The organism is Phenylobacterium sp. (assembly GCF_035944335.1).
Lineage (GTDB): Bacteria > Pseudomonadota > Alphaproteobacteria > Caulobacterales > Caulobacteraceae > Phenylobacterium.
Map to the genome: position 1 here is coordinate 1 of NZ_DASZBG010000039.1, position 18043 is coordinate 18043.

At 70.8% G+C, this 18043-nt stretch carries 21 protein-coding genes; 12 read left to right on the plus strand and 9 right to left on the minus strand.

Features of this window, described 5'->3' with window-relative positions; genetic code table 11:
- Positions 1-431: 431 nt before the first annotated feature.
- The 4 genes from VGT80_RS06880 to VGT80_RS06895 all read left to right on the plus strand — a co-directional run bounded on the left by VGT80_RS06880 (position 432) and on the right by VGT80_RS06895 (position 2664).
- Positions 432-608, plus strand: coding sequence for a hypothetical protein (locus VGT80_RS06880; RefSeq protein WP_327454156.1), 177 nt, complete (start codon positions 432-434; stop codon positions 606-608).
- 114 nt (positions 609-722) lie between these two features.
- Entirely contained in the window at positions 723-1499 is a 777-nt protein-coding gene (locus tag VGT80_RS06885; protein ID WP_327454158.1) for a glucose 1-dehydrogenase, read from the plus strand.
- A 9-nt stretch (positions 1500-1508) separates the two neighbouring features.
- Positions 1509-2009, plus strand: coding sequence for an ATP-binding protein (locus VGT80_RS06890; protein WP_327454159.1), 501 nt, complete (start codon positions 1509-1511; stop codon positions 2007-2009).
- A 37-nt stretch (positions 2010-2046) separates the two neighbouring features.
- A complete protein-coding gene (locus VGT80_RS06895) occupies positions 2047-2664 on the plus strand; it encodes a carboxymuconolactone decarboxylase family protein (RefSeq protein WP_327454160.1) in 618 nt (205 codons plus the stop codon).
- Positions 2665-2666: 2 nt separating this feature from the next.
- Here the strand turns inward: VGT80_RS06895 and VGT80_RS06900 are convergent, their stop codons facing one another.
- The gene (locus VGT80_RS06900; RefSeq protein ID WP_327454161.1) at positions 2667-3626 is read right to left on the minus strand and encodes a glycosyltransferase family 9 protein; all 960 of its coding nucleotides are present in this window, start codon (positions 3624-3626) and stop codon (positions 2667-2669) included.
- 185 nt (positions 3627-3811) lie between these two features.
- On the opposite strand from VGT80_RS06900, the gene greA reads away from it, so the two are divergent.
- Positions 3812-4285, plus strand: a complete 474-nt coding sequence (gene greA, locus VGT80_RS06905; RefSeq protein ID WP_327454162.1) for a transcription elongation factor GreA — start codon at positions 3812-3814, stop codon at positions 4283-4285.
- A 180-nt stretch (positions 4286-4465) separates the two neighbouring features.
- Positions 4466-6208: a calcium-binding protein gene (locus VGT80_RS06910; protein ID WP_327454164.1), complete on the plus strand. Its 1743-nt coding sequence runs from the start codon at positions 4466-4468 to the stop codon at positions 6206-6208.
- Between the two features lie 60 nt (positions 6209-6268).
- Here VGT80_RS06910 and VGT80_RS06915 read toward each other — a convergent pair whose 3' ends face one another.
- Positions 6269-6481 (minus strand): hypothetical protein, encoded by a 213-nt coding sequence (locus VGT80_RS06915; RefSeq protein ID WP_327454166.1) that lies wholly within the window; start codon positions 6479-6481, stop codon positions 6269-6271.
- 34 nt (positions 6482-6515) lie between these two features.
- On the opposite strand from VGT80_RS06915, the gene trxB reads away from it, so the two are divergent.
- The 3 genes from trxB to VGT80_RS06930 all read left to right on the plus strand — a co-directional run bounded on the left by trxB (position 6516) and on the right by VGT80_RS06930 (position 8323).
- Entirely contained in the window at positions 6516-7517 is a 1002-nt protein-coding gene (gene trxB, locus VGT80_RS06920) for a thioredoxin-disulfide reductase (protein ID WP_327454168.1), read from the plus strand.
- 68 nt (positions 7518-7585) lie between these two features.
- Positions 7586-7798, plus strand: coding sequence for a hypothetical protein (locus VGT80_RS06925; protein WP_327454170.1), 213 nt, complete (start codon positions 7586-7588; stop codon positions 7796-7798).
- Positions 7799-7837: 39 nt separating this feature from the next.
- Complete coding sequence (locus VGT80_RS06930) at positions 7838-8323, plus strand: N-acetyltransferase (RefSeq protein ID WP_327454172.1); 486 nt, start codon at positions 7838-7840, stop codon at positions 8321-8323.
- Here VGT80_RS06930 and VGT80_RS06935 read toward each other — a convergent pair.
- Entirely contained in the window at positions 8320-9402 is a 1083-nt protein-coding gene (locus VGT80_RS06935) for a cell wall hydrolase (protein WP_327454174.1), read from the minus strand. The two genes, VGT80_RS06930 and VGT80_RS06935, sit on opposite strands and share 4 nt — an antisense overlap.
- Positions 9403-9695: 293 nt before the next feature.
- Here VGT80_RS06935 and nadA point away from each other — a divergent pair, with 293 nt between their 5' ends.
- The 3 genes from nadA (at position 9696) to nadC (ending at position 13255) form a co-directional block, all read left to right on the plus strand.
- Entirely contained in the window at positions 9696-10811 is a 1116-nt protein-coding gene (gene nadA, locus VGT80_RS06940; protein ID WP_327454176.1) for a quinolinate synthase NadA, read from the plus strand.
- A gap of 66 nt (positions 10812-10877) precedes the next feature.
- Positions 10878-12401: an L-aspartate oxidase gene (locus VGT80_RS06945; protein ID WP_327454178.1), complete on the plus strand. Its 1524-nt coding sequence runs from the start codon at positions 10878-10880 to the stop codon at positions 12399-12401.
- Positions 12398-13255 (plus strand): carboxylating nicotinate-nucleotide diphosphorylase, encoded by an 858-nt coding sequence (gene nadC / locus VGT80_RS06950; protein ID WP_327454180.1) that lies wholly within the window; start codon positions 12398-12400, stop codon positions 13253-13255. Before VGT80_RS06945 ends, nadC begins: the two co-directional genes overlap by 4 nt.
- Here nadC and VGT80_RS06955 read toward each other — a convergent pair.
- The 6 genes from VGT80_RS06955 to VGT80_RS06980 form a co-directional block, all read right to left on the minus strand.
- Positions 13252-13716 (minus strand): SRPBCC family protein, encoded by a 465-nt coding sequence (locus tag VGT80_RS06955; protein ID WP_327454182.1) that lies wholly within the window; start codon positions 13714-13716, stop codon positions 13252-13254. The genes nadC and VGT80_RS06955 overlap by 4 nt on opposite strands.
- Before the next feature lie 35 nt (positions 13717-13751).
- The gene (locus VGT80_RS06960; protein ID WP_327454184.1) at positions 13752-14075 is read right to left on the minus strand and encodes a metalloregulator ArsR/SmtB family transcription factor; all 324 of its coding nucleotides are present in this window, start codon (positions 14073-14075) and stop codon (positions 13752-13754) included.
- Positions 14076-14158: 83 nt separating this feature from the next.
- Positions 14159-14692 (minus strand): AAA family ATPase, encoded by a 534-nt coding sequence (locus VGT80_RS06965; protein WP_327454186.1) that lies wholly within the window; start codon positions 14690-14692, stop codon positions 14159-14161.
- 40 nt (positions 14693-14732) lie between these two features.
- On the minus strand, positions 14733-15437 hold the full coding sequence (locus VGT80_RS06970; RefSeq protein WP_327454188.1) for a DJ-1/PfpI family protein: 705 nt from the start codon (positions 15435-15437) through the stop codon (positions 14733-14735).
- A gap of 103 nt (positions 15438-15540) precedes the next feature.
- Positions 15541-16857, minus strand: coding sequence for a divalent metal cation transporter (locus tag VGT80_RS06975; protein ID WP_327454190.1), 1317 nt, complete (start codon positions 16855-16857; stop codon positions 15541-15543).
- A gap of 73 nt (positions 16858-16930) precedes the next feature.
- Positions 16931-17797, minus strand: a complete 867-nt coding sequence (locus VGT80_RS06980; protein ID WP_327454192.1) for a cell wall hydrolase — start codon at positions 17795-17797, stop codon at positions 16931-16933.
- Positions 17798-18043 lie beyond the last annotated feature (246 nt).

The following is an 18043-nucleotide window of genomic DNA, read 5'->3' on the forward strand; positions in this document are numbered from 1 at the left end:
GTCCGCTACGAGGTCCCGATCTTCGATCGCGCGTGGCGGGGCAGCTTTGTCCGCGGGCAGGTCGACGGACGCCCCGTGGTGGGCGTGGCCAACGACTGGACGACGCCGCCGGACATCTATGCCGCGGCCCGCGCCCGGCTCGGCGAGGGGCGATCCGGCGCCTGAGTCGCCGGCGCCACACCCCGGTCGGGAACGTCGTTAACAGCCAACCAATTGATTGACCGGTGTTCTTTGGAGGCGCACCCTGCCGCCATCGCCTGACTGTTGCAGGCGGCGATAGGGCGTGCTCCGGCGGCCCGACGAAGACATCGCCCTTCGGGGGCAAGACCTCCTGAGGGGAACTTGAGCGGCCGGAACGGCGTCCTTGCGGCGCCTGTCGCAGTTCGGCGGAGGACCAGTTGGTCCTCCCTGTTGGATTGCGAGGAAGCCTAATGTCTTCAGAGCATCATGGTGAAGTTCATCACCCCCGTAAGCATAACGGCGCGCAGCAGTTCGAACGGCTGATCCAGATCGCCATGGTCGTGGCCGTCGCCGTACTGGCGATCGGCCTGATCTATGGCCTGGTGAACACCGGCGGCGGCGCCGACACGCCGAGCTGGATGCGCTAGCCGGTCGGGCGCGCAAACCCGCGCCGGGGGCTGAGCTTGAGTTGACGTCGGGTCGCGCTGGAAGCCGCGCGCACCCTGCGCTAGGCCTCGGGCCAAGCACAGGGAGGATCGCGCATGGCCGGTCGGGTTGAAGGCAAGGTGGCGCTGGTCACCGGCGGGGCGAGCGGCATCGGCCGCGGCTGCGCCGAGCGGCTGGCCCAGGAAGGCGCGACGGTGGTGATCACCGACGTGCAGGACCCCAAGGGCGAGGAGACCGTCCAGGCGATCACGGCCGCGGGCGGCCAGGCGCGCTACCTGCGCCATGACGTCACCGACGAGGCGGCCTGGATCTCGGTGATCGCCGACATCGCGGGACACGAAGGTCGGCTGGACATCCTGGTCAACAACGCCGGCATCGGGCTCTCCGGCTCGGTGCTGGAGATGAGCCTCGCCGACTGGCGCCGGCAGACGGCGGTGAATCTCGACGGCGTGTTCCTGGGTACGAAGCATTCGATCCCGCTGATGCGCCAGGGCGGCGGCGGCTCGATCATCAACATGAGCTCGGTGGCGGGCCTGAAGGGCTCGCCGACGCTCGCCGGCTACTGCGCCACCAAGGGCGGCGTGCGGCTGTTCACCAAGGCCGTGGCCATGGAGTGCGGGAACGCCAAGGACGGCATCCGCGTGAACTCGGTGCACCCGGGGATCATCGAGACCCCGATCTGGCTGACCGTGGCGCCGACCGGGACCAATGCGCCGCCGGACCTCGACGCCATCTCCCAGCTGGCCGTGCCGCTGGGGGTGAAGGGCGTGCCGCTGGACATCGCCAACGGCGTGCTGTGGCTGGCCTCCGAGGAGAGCCGTTATGTGACCGGCGCCGAGCTAGTGATCGACGGGGGCCTCTCGGTTCGCTAGGGAGCGGCCATGGCTGCGACCCTGAACGTGATCTTCGGCCCCTGCGGCGCCGGCAAGACCACCTACGCCCACGCCTTCGCGCGCCGCGAGCGGGCGGTGGCCTTCATCCTGGACGACTGGATGGCCCGCCTGTTCGGCCCCGACATGCCCGAGCCCATCGAATACCAGTGGATGGTCGAGCGGGTCGCGCGCTGCGAGGCGCAGATCTGGTCGAACGCGGCCGCGACCATCGCGGTAGGGACCTCGGCGATCCTGGACATCGGGCTGATGCGCCGGGACGACCGGGCCCGGGTGCGCGAGATCGCGGCGGCGACGGAGTTGCCGCTGCAATGGCATTTCGTCGACGCGCCGCAGGCGGTGCGCCGCGCCCGGGTGGCGGGACGCAACCGGATCAAGGGCGAGAGCTTCGCCATCGACGTCTCGCCGGACATGTTCGACTTCATCGAGGGCGTCTATGAACCGCCGGGGCCGGAGGAACTGGACGGCGCCATCGTCAGCGCCAGCGACTAGGGCCTAAGCTGGCCGCCTGGACGACGGGGAGGCTGATATGCGCTGGTGGATCGGAGGCGTGCTTGCGATGTCGGTGACGAGCAGCGGCGTGGCGGGCGCCGGCGAGCGGTTCCCCACCTTGAAACCGGAGGCGATGACGGCGGCGCAGCGGCAGACGGCGCAGGCCATCGCCTCGGGGCCGCGCAAGTCGCTGGGCGGGCCGTTCAACGCCTGGCTGCGGAGCCCCGAGCTGGCCGACCGGCTGCAGAAGGTGGGCGAGTACCTGCGCTTCCACTCCAGCGTGCCCCCGCGGCTGAACGAGTTCGCCATCCTGATCACCGCGCGGGCCTGGAACGCCGAGTACGAGTGGTACGCGCACTATCCGCTGGCCCTTCGGGCGGGGCTGGCGCCGCAGGTGGCGGCCGACCTGGCGGCCGGGCGGCGGCCGGCGACCATGAGCCCCGATGAGGCGGTGGTGTTCGACGTGCTGACCGAGCTGCGACGCGACAAGCGGCTCAGCGACGCGCGCTTCGCCGAGGCGAAGGCCCTGCTGGGCGAGCAGGGCTTGATCGATCTGATCGCGCTCGCCGGCTACTACGACACGGTCTCGATGACCCTCAACCTGGCGCAGGTGAAGCCGCCGGAGCCCGGCCCCCTGCCCTTGCCGGTTCGCTGAGGTCAGCCGCCGAGCGCGCCCTGCACCGCGTCCAGCACCGGGCGCCAATCGCCGGGCGTGGACTGCCGAAACAGCCGTGCGGAGGGATACCAGGCCGTGGTCTCGCCCGACCAGCCCCAGCGCCAGTCGGGATCGTGCGACAGCACGACGAAGACCGGCTTGCCCATGGCCCCGGCCAGGTGGGCGACGGCGGTGTCCACGGTGATGACGCGTTCGAGGCCGGAAATCAGCTCGGCCGTCGCCTGCAGGTCGGGCGCGCCGGTGTCCTCGGGGTGCAGGCTGACCGCGCCGGGCAGCGCCATGAGCTCGGCGGCCAGATCGGGGGGCAGGGAGCGCTGGGCGTCTTTGACGTAGTCAGGATTGCCGCGGGCGGCGATGCCGAGGCCGGTCACACCCTTCGGGCCGACCGGCTGGGACGGCAGATAGGCCGCCGGGCCGGGCTGGCCCAGCCAGCGCGGCAGGGAGCCCACCATGGCCCAGGCGTCGCGCCGGGGGACCGCGAGCCCCTCGGCGCCGGCGATCACCTCCACGCCCAGGGTCTCGAACAGGCGCGCGAGCGGCGCCGGGGCGATCATGGTCACCTGCACGCCGCGATCCCTCAGCAGGGCCGCGTAACGGGCGAAGAAGACCTGGTCGCCGAGCCCCTGCTCCGGGAACAGCAGGATCGAGCCCACGGACTCGCCGCGCCACTCGGGGAAGCTGAAGGCCGGGCGGCGGATCTTGTTGGCGGAGACGTCGCTGCGCGCCTCGTAGAGCGGCCAGGCCTCGGCGAAGGCCCCGCGGGCCAGGAGCAGGTAGGCCAGCGCGAAGCGGACCTGGGGGTCCTGGGGCTCGCGCCGCAGCAGCTCGCGCAGCGCCGCCTCGGCCGGCTCGGGGCGGATTGCGGCGCGCAGCTGGGCGGCCAGCCGATAGAGGTCCGGCGCGGAGAGGGCGTGCAAGGGAAGCGGCGCGGCGGGGGCCATATGGGACACTTAGCAAGGGGCGCGGGACGCTCGCCAGGGGCTCCCAAAAGCCTCAAATAGCAAAGGTTGCTCGCGCCCTTGAGTTTTGCGGCGCACAATTCTATCTTCCCTGCCCCCGGACGCCTGCGCCCGCGGCCGGCTGTCGACATATATTCCCTAGGGCGAAACCCGAGTCCTCATCTCTGATGGAAAAAGTCCCGATGACCGCCGAGGGCTACAAGGCCCTCGACGAAGAGCTAAAGCGTCTGAAGACGCTCGAACGGCCGGCGGTGATCGCCGCGATTTCCGAAGCGCGTCTGCATGGCGATCTCTCCGAGAACGCCGAATACCATGCCGCCAAGGACCGCCAGGGCTGGATCGAAGGCCAGATCGCCGACATCGAGGACCGCATGGCGCGCGCCCAGGTGATCGACGTCTCCAAGCTTTCGGGGGCCCAGGTGAAGTTCGGCGCGACGGTGTCGCTGGTCGACGAGGACACCGAGGAAGAGGCCCGCTACCAGATCGTCGGCGAGCACGAAGCCGACGTGAAGCAGGGCCGCGTGTCGATCACCTCGCCCCTGGCCCGCGCCATGATCGGCAAGGAGAGCGGCGACGTCGTGGAGGTGAACACACCCGGCGGCGTTAAGGCCTACGAGATCACCAAGGTCGAGTGGCGCTGAGCCCTCGCTGAGGCCGGCCGACAACCCGGAGTGACGGCGCAGCCAGCAAGCTGCGCCGTGGCGGCGCGTGGCCGCCCCCTACTCGCCCCGCGGGCGAATAAAACCCTAGGCTGCAAGGATTTCGCAACCTCACTGAGCCAGGGTGCCGGGCGGGGACGTAGCTAAGCTGGGGATGCACACGTGTCGAATTTCTTTTGGGACAGCCTCACGCCGGCCCAGGCGCTCGCCTTCACGGCCTCGGACCGGCTGTTCTTCGCCACCGGCTCCGCCGCGCAGGTCACCGTCCTGTTCAACGGCTTCACGACCACGAGCAGCGCGACGATCACCATCTCCGGGCTCGGTCACACCCAGACCTTTGACGACACCGGCGGCGCGGGCGCGATCCGCGGCCTGACCAACACCTTCTTCGTGGCCGACACCTCGATGCTCTACGTGGGCACGACGGGCGACGACAACGTGGTCGGCACCCCCGGCGCCGACGGCATGTACGGCGGGGACGGCAACGACAGCCTGTCGGGCGTCGACGGCAACGACCTGCTGCAGGGCAACGGCGGCAATGACAGCCTCTCCGGCGGCAACGGCGACGACGTGATCTACGGCGGCAAGGGCGACGACTGGATCGACGTTGGCCCCGGCGCCAACTTCGCCCAGGGCAACCTCGGCAACGACACCATCTTGGGTGGCGCCGGCGGCGACCTGCTGCTCGGCGGCCAGGGCGATGACAGCATCGCCGGCGGCGGCGGCGCGGACTTCATCCTCGGCAACCTCGGCAACGACACCCTGGCCGGCGGGTCGGGCGGAGACACCCTGCAGGGCCAGGACGGCAACGACGTGCTGGACGGGGGCTCGGGCGGTTCCGACAGCCTGGACGGCGGCACGGGCAACGACCTGATCACCTTCCGCGGCGGCGGCACGATCTCCGGCGGCGATGGCGACGACACCATCGACGGCTCGCTGTCGGCGACCGCGACCCTCATCGACGGCGGCGCGGGCAACGACTCGATCAACGCCGGCGCCGGGGCGGACACCGTCACCGGCGGGGACGGTGACGACAAGATCGTCTTCGCCGGCGCCGACAGCGTCAGCGGCGGAATCGGCGCCGACACCCTCGACGGCTCGACCTCCAGCGGCGCCATCGTGGTCGACGGCGGCGACGGCAACGACGTGATCACGGCCGGGACTGGCCCGGTGACGATCACCGGCGATGCCGGCGACGACACCATCACGGCCAGCGCGGCCTCGAACGGTAACCTCGACGGCGGCGACGGCAACGACGCCATCACCGTCGGCAACGGCATCTTCAACCTGTTCGGCGGGACCGGGGGCGACACCCTGGTGGCCGGCAACGGCGCCGACTCGCTGGGCGGCGGCGACGGCAACGACTCCATCGTGGCCGGCAACGGGCACGACACCATCGACGGCGGCAACGGCGACGACACTATCGTGGCGGGCAACGGCGGCGACCTGATCACCGGCGGGGCGGGCGCCAATGTGCTGACGGCCGGCTCGGGCGCCGACACCATCATCGGCGGCGCGGGCAGCGACACCATCACCGGCGGCCTCGGCCGCGACGTGATGACCGGCGGCGGCGGGGCGGACAAGTTCGTCTTCGGCCAGGGCGACACCACGCCCACCAACGGCCTGTGGGACGTGGTCACCGACTGGAATTCGACCGACAAGATCCACTTCGCGGGTCCGGCGGTCGCCAACGCCAACTATACGGAGATCACCGCCCCCGACGCGGTGAGCGCGTTCAACGCGGCCCAGGCCGACATAGCGGCCAACACCCACGACGTGGTGGCGGTGCAGGTCGGCGCCGACGTGCTGATCTTCGTGGACTCGGCCGGCAACAACACGATCGGCGACGCGGTGGTCCTGACCGGCCGAGCGCTGAGCGACATCGACGTCAGCAACTTCGTCTGACGACGAGGCCGGTTCGAATTGCCAGGGCCGCCCCCCAGGGCGGCCCTTTGCCGTTGCCGGCTAGTGGAGCGGCGGCGCCTCGTAGACGCCCACCAGCCGCGGCGCGGCCCTGCGGCGCCGGGCGGCCGTGGCGAGGCCAAGCGCTGCGCCCGCGCCGACGCCGATCATGGCGCCCATGGCCAACAGCCTCAGGCCCAGGCCCAGCGCCACGCCCACCCCCGCGGCCGCGCCCACTGCGGCGACGAGCCCTAAGGTCTTCGCTTGGTCTTCCATCGCAACGCTCCAGAATCGCCCCTACATTACGGGGATGGCTGAAGAACGTTCCGTCCGCTGCCTGATCGTGGGCTCCGGCCCCGCGGGCTACACCGCCGCCGTCTATGCGGCGCGCGCGCTCCTGAACCCCGTGCTGATCCAGGGGATCCAGCCGGGCGGGCAGCTGACCATCACCACCGACGTGGAGAACTATCCGGGCTTCGCCGAGGTCATCCAGGGCCCCTGGCTGATGGAGCAGATGCAGGCGCAGGCCGAGCATGTGGGCACGGAGATCGTGGGCGACATCGTGACCTCGGCCGATCTCTCGAAGCGGCCGTTCCGGCTGGAGACCGACAGCGGCCAGGTGTGGCTGGCGGAGACCCTGATCATCGCCACGGGCGCCCAGGCGAAGTGGCTGGGGCTGGCCAGCGAGCAGAAATTCCAGGGCTTCGGCGTCTCGGCCTGCGCGACCTGCGACGGCTTCTTCTACCGCGGCAAGCAGGTGGTGGTGGTGGGCGGCGGCAACACCGCGGTCGAGGAGGCGCTGTTCCTGACCAACTTCGCCTCGAAGGTGACGGTGGTGCACCGGCGCGACGAGTTCCGCGCCGAGCGCATCCTGCAGGAGCGGCTGTTCGCCCACCCGAAGATCGAGGTCATCTGGGACAACGCCATCGACGAGGTGACCGGCGCCGAGGATCCGATGGGCGTCACCGGCGTCAGGCTGAAGAACGTCAAGACCGGCGAGGCCCGGGAAATCGCCTGCGACGGGGTGTTCGTGGCCATCGGCCATGCGCCGGCCAGCCAGCTTTTCGCCGGGCAGCTGGAGATGGACGCGGCGGGCTACCTGAAGGTGAAGGCGGGCTCGGCCTCGACGGCGATCGAGGGCGTCTATGCGGCCGGCGACGTCACCGACGACATCTATCGCCAGGCGGTGACGGCGGCAGGCATGGGCTGCATGGCGGCGCTGGAGGCCGTCCGCTTCCTGGCCGAGGAAGACCATCGCGCGGCGCACCACCCGATCAGCCACGCCGAGGCCGAGAAGATCGGGGTCTGGTAGCCGGCAATCGCACCGAGGTTCGAAACCCGCGCGCCCGCTCACAGGTTGAGAGGGTTCGAGGGACGAATATGCGAGACAGTGAACGCTATCTTGGCCAGGCGCAGGACGTGCTGCGCATGGCCGCCCGCGCCGGCAACCCCGCGGAACGGCAGGTCTATCGGACCATCGGCGAGGGCTGGCGCAGGCTGGCGGCAGAAGCCCGGCGCAACGAACAATATGACGAGCCGCTGAGGCGACTGGACGCCGACATGGGCGCCCTGAGCCTCGCCAGCGGCGGGTAGAGGCTCCCCCGAGGGTCCGGGAGGGCCTAGGGTCCGCCGATGATCCGCTTTGCGCAGCCCGCAGACCACGCGGCCATCGACGCCGTGACGACCGCGGCCTTCGGACGCTCCGACGAGGCGCGGCTGACGGCGCAGCTGCGCGCGGACGGCGACGCCATGTTCGAGATGGTGGCGCAGGACGACGGCCGGATCGTCGGCCACATCATGTTCAGCCGGCTCTGGGCCGATCGCGACGGCCTCTATGCCGCGCTTGCGCCGCTGTCGGTCTTGCCGGCGCTGCAGCGGCGCGGTGTTGGCGCATCATTGGTGCAGACCGGTCTGGCGAGCGCCCCGCAGTTCGGCGCCGCCGGCGTCCTGGTGTTGGGGGAGCCGGCCTACTACAGCCGCTTCGGCTTCGCCGCGGAGACGGCCGCCCAGGTCGATGCGCCCTATCGCGGGATGCCAGCCTTCATGGGGCTCGGCTTCGTGGAGGGCGCCTTCGAGGGACCGATGACGGTCGCCTATCCGAGCGCCTTCTCAGCCTAGCTCGCGCCGGCTTCGCCGGAATGAGCGGAGGAAGAAATATCCTGCGCCACCTTGGCGGTTGCGGGCTTGCCGTCGATGCGCGCCTCGACCGCCGCCAGGCTGGCGTTGATGCGCTGGATCTCGTCGGGGGTGGGCTTGCGGCGGGCGGCGTAGAGGGCGCCGGGCAGGCGGGCGCCGTCGGCGGGCGCGGCGCCGGGATCGGCCACCTGATAGGTGCGGGCCTCGCCGCCGGCCACGGCCAGGGTGACCTTGCGCGGCTCGGGCGCCAGCTCGGCCCTGGTGGGCGCTTTGCTGCTGAGCACGGCCGGCGTCAGCTCGGCCTCGCGGCCGGCGTAGCGGCCGGTGAAGGCGGCGGGTTCGCCCCAGGCGCCGGTCCAGCGGTAGAAGATGTGCTGGCCGACCTGGGTCATCTTGATGAGCGTCGGGGCCCAGTAGGGCGCGACATAGGCCGCGTGATAGTGGGTCGCCGGGCCCACGTCCTTGTCCACATAGCCGGCCAGCGCCTTCTTCGCGACGCCCTCGGCGCGGGCGAAGAGATCGCCTTCCGGCCGCCAGCGCAGAGCCCCGTTGCAGGTGAAGGTGAACTGGCAGCCGGTGGGCAGCGACGCGCCCTGGTAGACCACGCCGCAGACGGACTTGGGATAGGCCGGGTGGCGGACGCGGTTCAACACCACCTGGGCCACGGCCTGCTGGCCCTTAAGGGGCTCGCGGGCGGCCTCGTAATAGACCGCCTGGGCGAGGCAATGGACGGCGCGCGCCTGATCCGGCGCGTCGGTCTTCAGCACGAAGGGCCGCATGGGCTGGATCGGCAGGCCAGCGAAGGGACGCCCAGCGTTGAGCTGCTCGGCGCGGTCGCCGGTGGCCTGGACGCTGCCCGGGGCCGGCAATGGGTTGATCGGCGCCGGGCCCTGGGCGAGACCCAGCGCGGCCGGATCGGCGCCGCCGGCGAGTTTCTGCAGCTGGGCCACCGACAGGCGGGCGGAGGTCAGGCGGGCCTGCGGCGCGGCGGCCTGGCGCTGGCCGCCGGGCGAACAGGCGGCAAGCGCGGCTGTGGCCAGCAAGCCAAGGGCCAGGCGCACGGACGATTTGACGAGGTTCAAGCTCACGAGATGTTGACGGCCCTTGGGGTCTTTCCGGCTCGGCCGCGCCCTTTGACGCGAGAACCAGGCGAAAACAAGGACCTTCCCCCTGCATGTCGTATGGCCGGCCGATATGGGGATAAGCCTCACCCCGGCAAGCGCGACCAGTGAATTCGCGGTTAGGTCTTGCTGTCGCACCCCTTCGGGCTATATGTCTTGGCTGTGTTTTGCTCGTAATGAGCATAACTAACGCCGCGGAAACCATGCTCCCGGCGTCTTTTTAGACCCCAGAAATGCTCAGTTTGAGCATAAGGGAGGCTCCGATGGCTGCCGACGGGTTCCAGTTCGCCTTTACGCCGCAGATCGAGGAAGAGACGGCGCCGGCCTGGGAGAGGGTTAAGCGCCACGTCACGCCGATGGAATGGCGCGCCCAGGCCCCGCTCATCGCCGAGATCAACCGGCTGAAGCGGGAGAAGGACGCGGTGATCCTGGCGCACAACTACATGACGCCGGAGATCTTCCACGGGGTCGGCGACTATATGGGCGACAGCCTGGGCCTGGCCAAGGAAGCCGCGAAATCCAAGGCCAAGATCATCGTCCAGGCCGGCGTGCACTTCATGGCCGAGACCTCGAAGGTGCTCAGCCCTGACAAGACCGTGCTGATCCCGGACCTGCGGGCCGGCTGCTCGCTGGCCGCCTCGATCACCGGGGCGGACGTGCGGCTGATCAAGCAACGCTATCCGGGCCTGCCGGTGGTCACCTACGTCAACACCACCGCCGAGGTGAAGGCCGAGACCGACATCTGCTGCACCAGCGCCAACGCCGTGCAGGTCGTGGAGGAGGCCGCCCGGCTGTGGGGCGTCGACCGCGTGATCCTGATCCCCGACGAGTTCCTGGCGCGCAACGTGGCGCGGCAGACCGACATCAAGATCATCGCCTGGAAGGGCCGCTGCGAGGTGCACGAGCGGTTCACCGCCGCCGACATCGCGGAGATCCGCGAGGCCTATCCCGACGCCGAAGTGCTGGCCCACCCGGAATGCCCGGCCGAGGTGGTGGCGGCCGCCGACTTCGCCGGTTCGACCGCGGCCATGAACGACTATGTGCTGACCCGAAAGCCCCGGCGCGTGGTGCTGATCACCGAGTGCTCCATGGCCGACAACGTCGCGGCCGACGCCGTGGACACCGAGTTCCTGCGGCCCTGCAATCTGTGCCCGCACATGAAGCGGATCACGCTCGAGAACATCTATCAGGCCCTGCTGCATGGCCGCCACGAGGTGACGGTGGATCCGGCGATCGCCGGGCGCGCGCGGCTGGCGGTGCAGCGGATGGTCGACCTGCCGCCACCGGCGACGCCGGCCCGCTACGACCTGGTCAAGGCGCGCCACCACGTCGACGTGGAGCTGATCTGATGGCCCTCCTTCGCCAAGGCTACCGAGGGTCCGATCCTTCGAAGCTCCTGAAGGGAGCGAAGTAGGATGGAGCGGGTCCCCCATGACGGGGTGCTGGTGGTCGGCGCGGGCCTGGCGGGGTTGTCGGCCGCCCTGGCCGCCCAGCCGCGCAAGGTGCTTGTGCTGAGCCCCACGGCCCTCAACCACGGCTGTTCGTCCGCCTGGGCGCAGGGCGGCATGGCCGCGGCGCTTTCGGCCGACGACGCGCCCGAGCTGCATGCCCGCGACACGGTGAGCGCCGGCGCGGGCCTGGTCGATCCGGCCATGGCCAGGCTGCTGGCCGAGGAAGGCCCCGCGGCGGTACGCACCCTGGCGGCGCTCGGCGCGCCCTTCGATCGCACAGAGGCGGGCGCCTTCGCCCAGGGCCTGGAGGCCGCCCACTCGAAGGCCCGCGTGGCCCGCGTGAAAGGCGACCAGGCCGGGCGGGCGATCATGGAGGCGGTGACGGTGGCCGCCTTGTCCGCGCCGCACATCGAGGTGCGGACGGGCGCAAAGCTCCGCGCGCTATTGCAGGATGCGAACGGCCGGGTGCGCGGCGTGATCGCCGAGATCGACGGCCGGCTGACCGAGATCACGGCCGCGGCGGTGGTGCTGGCCACGGGCGGGATCGGCGGGCTCTACGCCGTGACCACCACGCCGGCCGAGCTGACCGGCGACGGGCTGGGGCTGGCGGCGCTGGCCGGCGCCCTGATCGGCGACCCGGAGTTCGTGCAGTTCCACCCCACGGCCATCGACATCGGCCGCGACCCGGCGCCCTTGGCCACCGAGGCGCTGCGCGGCGAAGGCGCGGTGCTGGTGAACGCGGACGGCCAGCGGTTCATGGGCCGCTATCACCCCGACGCCGAGCTCGCACCGCGCGACGTGGTGGCCCGCGCCATCCACGCCGAGCGCGAGGCCGGGCGGGGCGCCTTCCTGGATGCTCGTGAGGCTGTCGGCGCCGGCTTCCCCGAAGAATTCCCGGCGGTGTTCGCCGCCTGCATGGGCGGCGGGGTCGACCCGCGGGCGCAGGCGATCCCGGTGGCGCCGGCGTGCCACTACCACATGGGCGGTATCGCCGCCGACGCCGACGGCCGCACCACGCTCGCCGGCCTGTTCGCGGCCGGCGAATGCGCCTCGACCGGCGTGCACGGCGCCAACCGGCTGGCCTCCAACTCGCTGCTGGAAGCCGCGGTGTTCGGGACCCGGGCCGGCCGCGCCGCGGGGGCCGAGGTGGATGTCGACGCCCTGCCCCTGCACGGCCACGCCGCGCCGGAGCTGGCCGACGAGGGCCTGCAGCGGCTGCGCTTGGCCATGAGCCGCGATGCGGGCGTGGTGCGTGACGCCACCGGCCTGAACCGGTTGCTCACCGAGATCGACGCGCTTGAGGCCGCTCACGGGACCGCGCCGGCGTTGATCGCCGCGCGGCTGGTCGCCACCTGCGCGCTGGCCCGCACCGAGAGCCGCGGCGGCCACTTCCGCGCCGACGCCCCGGAGCTGAAGGCGCCGCGCCGCACCTTCGTGCGCCTGTCGGACCTGCCCGCCGCCTCGCCATTCCGGTTCGCCGCGGAATGAGCGTCGCGCCGCTGCCCGACCTGCTGATCGCCCCGCTGGTGCGGGCGGCCCTGGCCGAAGACCTCGGCCGCGCGGGCGACGTGACCGCCCAGGCCTGCATCGCGGCCGATGCGCGGATCTCGGCGGTGTTCGCGGCCCGCAAGCCCGGGGTGGTTTCGGGCCTCGCCTGCGTGCGCCTGGCGATCGGTGAGCTCGATCCCACAGCCGAGGTGCGCTTGCTGGCGAACGACGGCGAGGCGGTGGCGGCCGGTGGCCAGCTCGCCTGGGTGGAGGGCAATGCGCGCGCCCTGCTCTCGGCCGAGCGGACGGCCCTGAACCTCGTGGGGCGGCTCTCGGGCATCGCCACCCTGACGCGGGCCTATGTGGAGGCGGTGGCCGGCACGGAGGCGCGGATCGCCGACACCCGCAAGACCACGCCCGGCCTGCGGGCGCTGGAGAAATACGCCGTGCGCTGCGGTGGCGGCGTGAACCACCGGTTTGGCCTGGATGACGCCATACTGATCAAGGACAACCACGTGGCGGCCTGCGGCTCGGTGGGCGAGGCGATGCGGCGCGCCAAGGCCGCGGCAGGCCACCTGATGAAGATCGAGGTGGAGGTCGACAGCCTGAGCCAGCTCGATGAGGCGCTGGCCGAGATGCCCGACGTGATCATGCTCGACAACTTCGGCCTCGAAGACCTTCGCAAGGCGGTGCTGAAGACGGCGGGCCGGGTGGTGCTGGAGGCCTCGGGCGGTATCACGCTGGAGACCGTGCGGGCGGTGGCCGAGACCGGCGTCGACGTGATCAGCGTGGGCGCCCTCACCCACTCCGCCAGCGTCCTGGACATCGGCCTCGACGCCGCCCGAGCGGCCTAGGCCTGCGCGGCCTCCGCCGTCCGCTGCGCGACCAGGGCCGAGCCGGTCTCGATCAGGGTCTTCAGGTTGGAGAGGATCTGCGGCCAGCCGCCGGAGACCGCCTGGATCAGCTTGGACTTCTCGCGCGGCATCGAGTGAGTGACGGTGAGCTTCACCGCCTCGCCCTGGGGCTCCAGCTCGAACAGGCAGTGCGACCAGCCTTCGGCGGCGGCCTCGGGCATGAACTCGTTGCGCCACTTCAGCGCCAGGCGCTTGGGCGGCTCGAACTCCAGCACCTCGCCGGTGTCGGCGACGCGGCCGTCGGTCAGCACCAGTTTCCAGGGTCCGCCGACCCGCCAGTCCGTCTCGGTCCGCACGCCCATCCACCACTGCGGAATGAAGTCGGTGTCGGTGAGCGCGGTCCAGAGCGCGTCCGGCGTGGTGCGGATGTAGGTCACGTAGATGAAGGTGCTTTCGGCCATCTTGGCCTCCTCTTCTGAGGGGGTTGTTGGGGGGTTCAGTCGGGCTTCGGGGCTTCGAGCGCCGCCTTGAGCGCGGAGAGCGCCGCCAGCTGGCGTTCCTGGAACTTGCCGATCCAGCGCTCGGCGATGCCCTGGATCGGCACCGGATTGAGGAAGTGCAGCTTCTCGCGGCCTTGGCGGCGGGTGGCGACCAGGTGGGCCGCCTCCAGGACGCCCAGGTGCTTGGTCACGGCCTGTCGCGTCATCTGCAGTCCCTCGCAAAGGTCGGACAGGGTCTGTCCGTTCGCCGCGTGCAGCCGGTCGAGCAGCCGCCGCCGTGTCGGGTCGGCCAGGGCGGCGAAGACCGCGTCGTCGTTCATGGCTCTAATATGCAACCTTTTAGTTGCCTGTCAAGGCGGGCGGTGCAGCGGCTCTCCCTGGGCCTCCAGCCCAGGACGAGGCATCAGACGAGCCTGAACTCGCCGATCTCCAGTCGGGCCCGAAGGGCCTCGGTGGTGGTGTCGGGATCCTGCTGGGTGCTGTCGAGGGCGTGAGGCTCCAGTTCACCGAGCTCGGCGAATTGCTTCCACATGAAGCGGACAACCTCCGCGTCGCGCATGGGATGGCCTTCGCGGGCCACGGCGCGGGCCACGGTTGCCGCCTCGTCCGGCCGCAACACCACGAAGCGCAGGTCGAGCCGGTGAGCGCTGGCGGCCTCCCGCCACGGATCGAAGAACCAGGGTCCGACGATGCCGTCGACCAAGACTTCGTAACCGCCCGAGGCATAGGCCGCGGCGGCCGCGGCGAGGCCGCGCATGACAGTGATGTTCTGCGCCTGGGCCTGCGGTCTCCAGGGCTCGACGTAGCCCTTGCGGACGTAGGCGTAGAAGTCGTCAGTGTGCAGGTGGACGGCCCGGGGGCCGGGAGCGGTCTCGGCCAGCCTGCGGGCGATGGTGCTTTTCCCGGCGCCCGGCGGGCCGGAGACGATGACGATCATCGCCCCAGTGTAGCAGACGGATATGCCATCGACCGTCGGCCTAGGCCGCCTGCAGACGGCGCGCGGCTTCGGCCACCGCCGCCATCCGGTCCCCGGTGATCGCGGCGAGGCGGGCCTGGACCGCCGCCACGATCTCCGGCGGGGCGGTTTCCGGGCGGCCGGCGTCGAACGGCGGGTCGGGGGCGTATTCGAGGGCGAGCTGGATTTGCTGGGCGTAGGCCTCGCCGGCGAGCTCGGCCAGCAGCACGAAGGCGAAGTCGATGCCTGCCGTGACGCCGCCGCCGGTGATCACCTGGCCGTCGCGCTCCACCCGCGCCGCGCTGACCTGCACCCCGAACAGCCTCAGCTGATCGCGCCAGGCCCAGTGGCAGGCCGCCCGCTTGCCGGCCAGCAGACCCGCCGCGGCGAGGATCAGCGACCCAGTGCAGACCGAGGTGACATAGCGGGCCGAGGCGCCCAGCCGACGCACCTGGGCCATGAAGGCCTCGTCCAGCATGGCCTCGGCGCAGCCGAAGCCGCCGGGGACCAGCAGCACGTCGCAGCGCTCGATCGCCGCCAGGTCCGCGAGCTTGCTGAACACCAGCCCTTCGGCCGCGATGTCCTGGCCGCCCAGCGAGGCGGTGAGCACGCGGGCATCCGGCGCGCGGCTGAGCACCTGGTGCGGGCCGGTGAAGTCGAGGTGGGTCACGCCGGGATAAAGCGCGATGACGATCGTCGTTCGAGGGGTCGGCTGGGGCGCGGGCATGGGCGGCATCCGTCGAAGGGGACGCCGGCAGGGTGGCAGGCCCCGACCATGGCCGAAACGACATTTTAGCCCTGAATCCGGACACAAGTCCGGGTTGCGGGACCTAGGAGGCGCCGGTCGCCATGGTGATGAACATGGCGGCCACCACCAGCGCCATCACGCCGGTCGCCAGCCAGCCCACGACCTTCAACGCGGTCGGCAGGGTGAACCGGCCCATGACGTCGACGCGGGCCCCCATCAGCATCATCATGACCATCACCGGCACGGCGACCACGCCGTTGATGACCGCGGTCCAGAACAGCGCCTTGATCGGATCGATAGGCGTGAAGTTGAGCAGCGCCCCGACCACCGTCGCCACGATGATGGTCCCATAGAAGGCGTGCGCGCGCTTGAACTTGCGCGCCAGGCCCACGTGCCAGCCGAACGCCTCGCCCACCGCATAGGCGGCCGAGCCGGCCAGCACCGGCACCGCCAGCAGGCCCGTGCCGACGATGCCCAGGGCGAAGATCGCAAAGGCCGCGGGCCCGGCGATGGGCCTGAGCGCCTCGGCCGCCTGGGCCGAGGTCTGGATGTTGGTGATCCCGTGCGCGTTGAGCGTCGCCGCACAGGTGATGATGATGAACAGCGCGACGATGTTGGAGAAGGCCATGCCGATGTAGGTGTCGATGCGGATGCGCGCGAACTCCGGCTCGGCCTGGCGCGGCGCGCGGGCCAGGGGCTTGGCGCCGTCCCGCTCCTTGACCTCCTCGACCTCCTCCTCGGCCTGCCAGAAGAACAGGTAGGGACTGATCGTCGTGCCGAAGATGGCCACCAGGACGGTGATGTACTCGCTGGTCCACTCGATGTGCGGGGCGACCATGCGGAAGGCCACCGTGCCCCATGGGATGTGCACCACGAAAGCCACGCCGACGTAGGCGAACAGGGCCAGCGTCAGCCACTTCAGCACCGAGACGTAGCGCGAGTAGCGGACGAAGATCTCCAGAACCGCCGAGAGCACGGCGAAGGCCGCCACATAGGCCAGTTGCGGTCCGCCGATCACCAGCTTCAGGCCGGCGGCCATGGCGCCCAGGTCGGCGCCCAGGTTGATGGTGTTGGCGATCAGCAGCAAGCCGACGAGGAAGGCCAGCACCGGCCGCGGATAGTGCAGCTTGAGGTTGCCGGCGATGCCGCGGCCGGTGACCCGGCCGATGCGCGCGCTGATCTCCTGGATGGCGCACATCAGGGGCCAGCTGAACAGCATGGCCCAGCCCATGTTGTAGCCGAACTGGGCGCCGGTCTGGGAATAGGTGGCGATGCCGCTCGGATCGTCGTCCGAAGCGCCGGTGATCAAACCGGGGCCCAGCACCTGGAGCAGTTTCGGCCGTTCGGGCTGCTTGACGTCTTCGTGCCGGTTGGGGGCGAAAGGCGTGCGCTCAGTCATCCAGACCTCATGTTCCTGCAGGCCGAAACGCACGACGCAAGCTTAAGTGCAGCCGCGCCTTGGCGCCGAGGCGTCAGGAGGCGGATGCCTCCGCGGTCTTCTGGCTCTTGATCTCGGGGTCGGCGGCCTTGGAGAGGCCAGCGGGCGGCGCCTTGGGCAGATCCATCGGCGGCTTGGCCGTCGCGGCCGTCGGCGGGGTCTGGGCGTCGGGCTTCTGCACCAGGGCGGCGGCCAGGCGCAGCGTCGGCACCTCGCCGGCCGGCGCCGAGGCGAAGACCGCGTGCTGCGGCTCGGGCGCGGCGGTCGGCTGGAGATCCCGGGCGTGCGGGTTGAAGCGGTAGAAGACGTGCAGGCCGACCTGGGCCACGCGCAGCATCTTCGGACCCCAGCCGGGGGCCACGTCGATGGTGTGGAAGTGGGTCGCCGAGCCCACGTCGCGCAGCACGTAGCCGGACAGAGCCCGGGCCGCGATGTGGCGCGCGTCGTCCCAGGCGTCGACCTCGCGTCGGCCGTGATGCATGGAGCCGTCGCAGGCGAAGGAGAACTGGCAACCGCCCGAGGCGCGCTGGAAGACGACGCCGCAGACGCTCTTGGGGAAGCTCGGGTTCTTGACCCGGTTCAGCACCACGGTGGCGACGGCCTGCTGGCCGCGCTTATCCTCGCCGCGGGCCTCGTAGTAGACGGCGTCGGTCAGGCAATCGAGGTCGCGCGCCGCCTGCAGGGCCTCGGGATGGGCTTGCTTGGCCTGCAGCCGGTCGGTGAGCGCCTGGAGCTGGCGATCGGCGGTGTCGCCGTCGCCGGCCACCGGATCGTGGGCCTGGGCGATGCGCAGCACCACGGGATCGGCAGCTTCGCGCTGCAGCACGGATTCGGAGAATTGGCCGGCGGCCACCTGCGCCACGCGCTCGGCGCGGGCATGGTCGGTGGCGGCGCGCGCCATCCCGCCCGCCATGTAAACGGCGCCGAGGGCCAGGCCGACGCCTGAACCGATAAGAGCAGCGCTGAGCAACACGCGCCGATCGGCGCGGGCCTGCGTTCCAGATGTCAAAACAATCGTGTCCTACAGGACGAGGGCGACATGCCCCCCGACAGATGTCGCCGCGGTCGCCCCTGCACATGCTGGCAGCGCCCGCCGGCTGGCCTGCCCGGGACTCGATGTGGGCAGGCGACGGCAAATGATGAACGA

Excerpts from the sequence above, each read along its gene's own strand:
- VGT80_RS06880 (WP_327454156.1), top strand. The coding sequence starts at position 432 with ATGTCTTCAGAGCATCATGGTGAAGTTCATCACCCCCGTAAGCATAAC.
- VGT80_RS06885 (WP_327454158.1), top strand. The coding sequence starts at position 723 with ATGGCCGGTCGGGTTGAAGGCAAGGTGGCGCTGGTCACCGGCGGGGCG.
- VGT80_RS06890 (WP_327454159.1), top strand. The coding sequence starts at position 1,509 with ATGGCTGCGACCCTGAACGTGATCTTCGGCCCCTGCGGCGCCGGCAAG.
- VGT80_RS06895 (WP_327454160.1), top strand. The coding sequence starts at position 2,047 with ATGCGCTGGTGGATCGGAGGCGTGCTTGCGATGTCGGTGACGAGCAGC.
- VGT80_RS06900 (WP_327454161.1), bottom strand. The coding sequence starts at position 3,626 with ATGGCCCCCGCCGCGCCGCTTCCCTTGCACGCCCTCTCCGCGCCGGAC.
- greA (WP_327454162.1), top strand. The coding sequence starts at position 3,812 with ATGGAAAAAGTCCCGATGACCGCCGAGGGCTACAAGGCCCTCGACGAA.
- VGT80_RS06915 (WP_327454166.1), bottom strand. The coding sequence starts at position 6,481 with ATGGAAGACCAAGCGAAGACCTTAGGGCTCGTCGCCGCAGTGGGCGCG.
- trxB (WP_327454168.1), top strand. The coding sequence starts at position 6,516 with ATGGCTGAAGAACGTTCCGTCCGCTGCCTGATCGTGGGCTCCGGCCCC.
- VGT80_RS06925 (WP_327454170.1), top strand. The coding sequence starts at position 7,586 with ATGCGAGACAGTGAACGCTATCTTGGCCAGGCGCAGGACGTGCTGCGC.
- VGT80_RS06930 (WP_327454172.1), top strand. The coding sequence starts at position 7,838 with ATGATCCGCTTTGCGCAGCCCGCAGACCACGCGGCCATCGACGCCGTG.
- nadA (WP_327454176.1), top strand. The coding sequence starts at position 9,696 with ATGCTCAGTTTGAGCATAAGGGAGGCTCCGATGGCTGCCGACGGGTTC.
- VGT80_RS06945 (WP_327454178.1), top strand. The coding sequence starts at position 10,878 with ATGGAGCGGGTCCCCCATGACGGGGTGCTGGTGGTCGGCGCGGGCCTG.
- nadC (WP_327454180.1), top strand. The coding sequence starts at position 12,398 with ATGAGCGTCGCGCCGCTGCCCGACCTGCTGATCGCCCCGCTGGTGCGG.
- VGT80_RS06955 (WP_327454182.1), bottom strand. The coding sequence starts at position 13,716 with ATGGCCGAAAGCACCTTCATCTACGTGACCTACATCCGCACCACGCCG.
- VGT80_RS06960 (WP_327454184.1), bottom strand. The coding sequence starts at position 14,075 with ATGAACGACGACGCGGTCTTCGCCGCCCTGGCCGACCCGACACGGCGG.
- VGT80_RS06965 (WP_327454186.1), bottom strand. The coding sequence starts at position 14,692 with ATGATCGTCATCGTCTCCGGCCCGCCGGGCGCCGGGAAAAGCACCATC.
- VGT80_RS06970 (WP_327454188.1), bottom strand. The coding sequence starts at position 15,437 with ATGCCCGCGCCCCAGCCGACCCCTCGAACGACGATCGTCATCGCGCTT.
- VGT80_RS06975 (WP_327454190.1), bottom strand. The coding sequence starts at position 16,857 with ATGACTGAGCGCACGCCTTTCGCCCCCAACCGGCACGAAGACGTCAAG.
- VGT80_RS06980 (WP_327454192.1), bottom strand. The coding sequence starts at position 17,797 with ATGGCGCGCGCCGCCACCGACCATGCCCGCGCCGAGCGCGTGGCGCAG.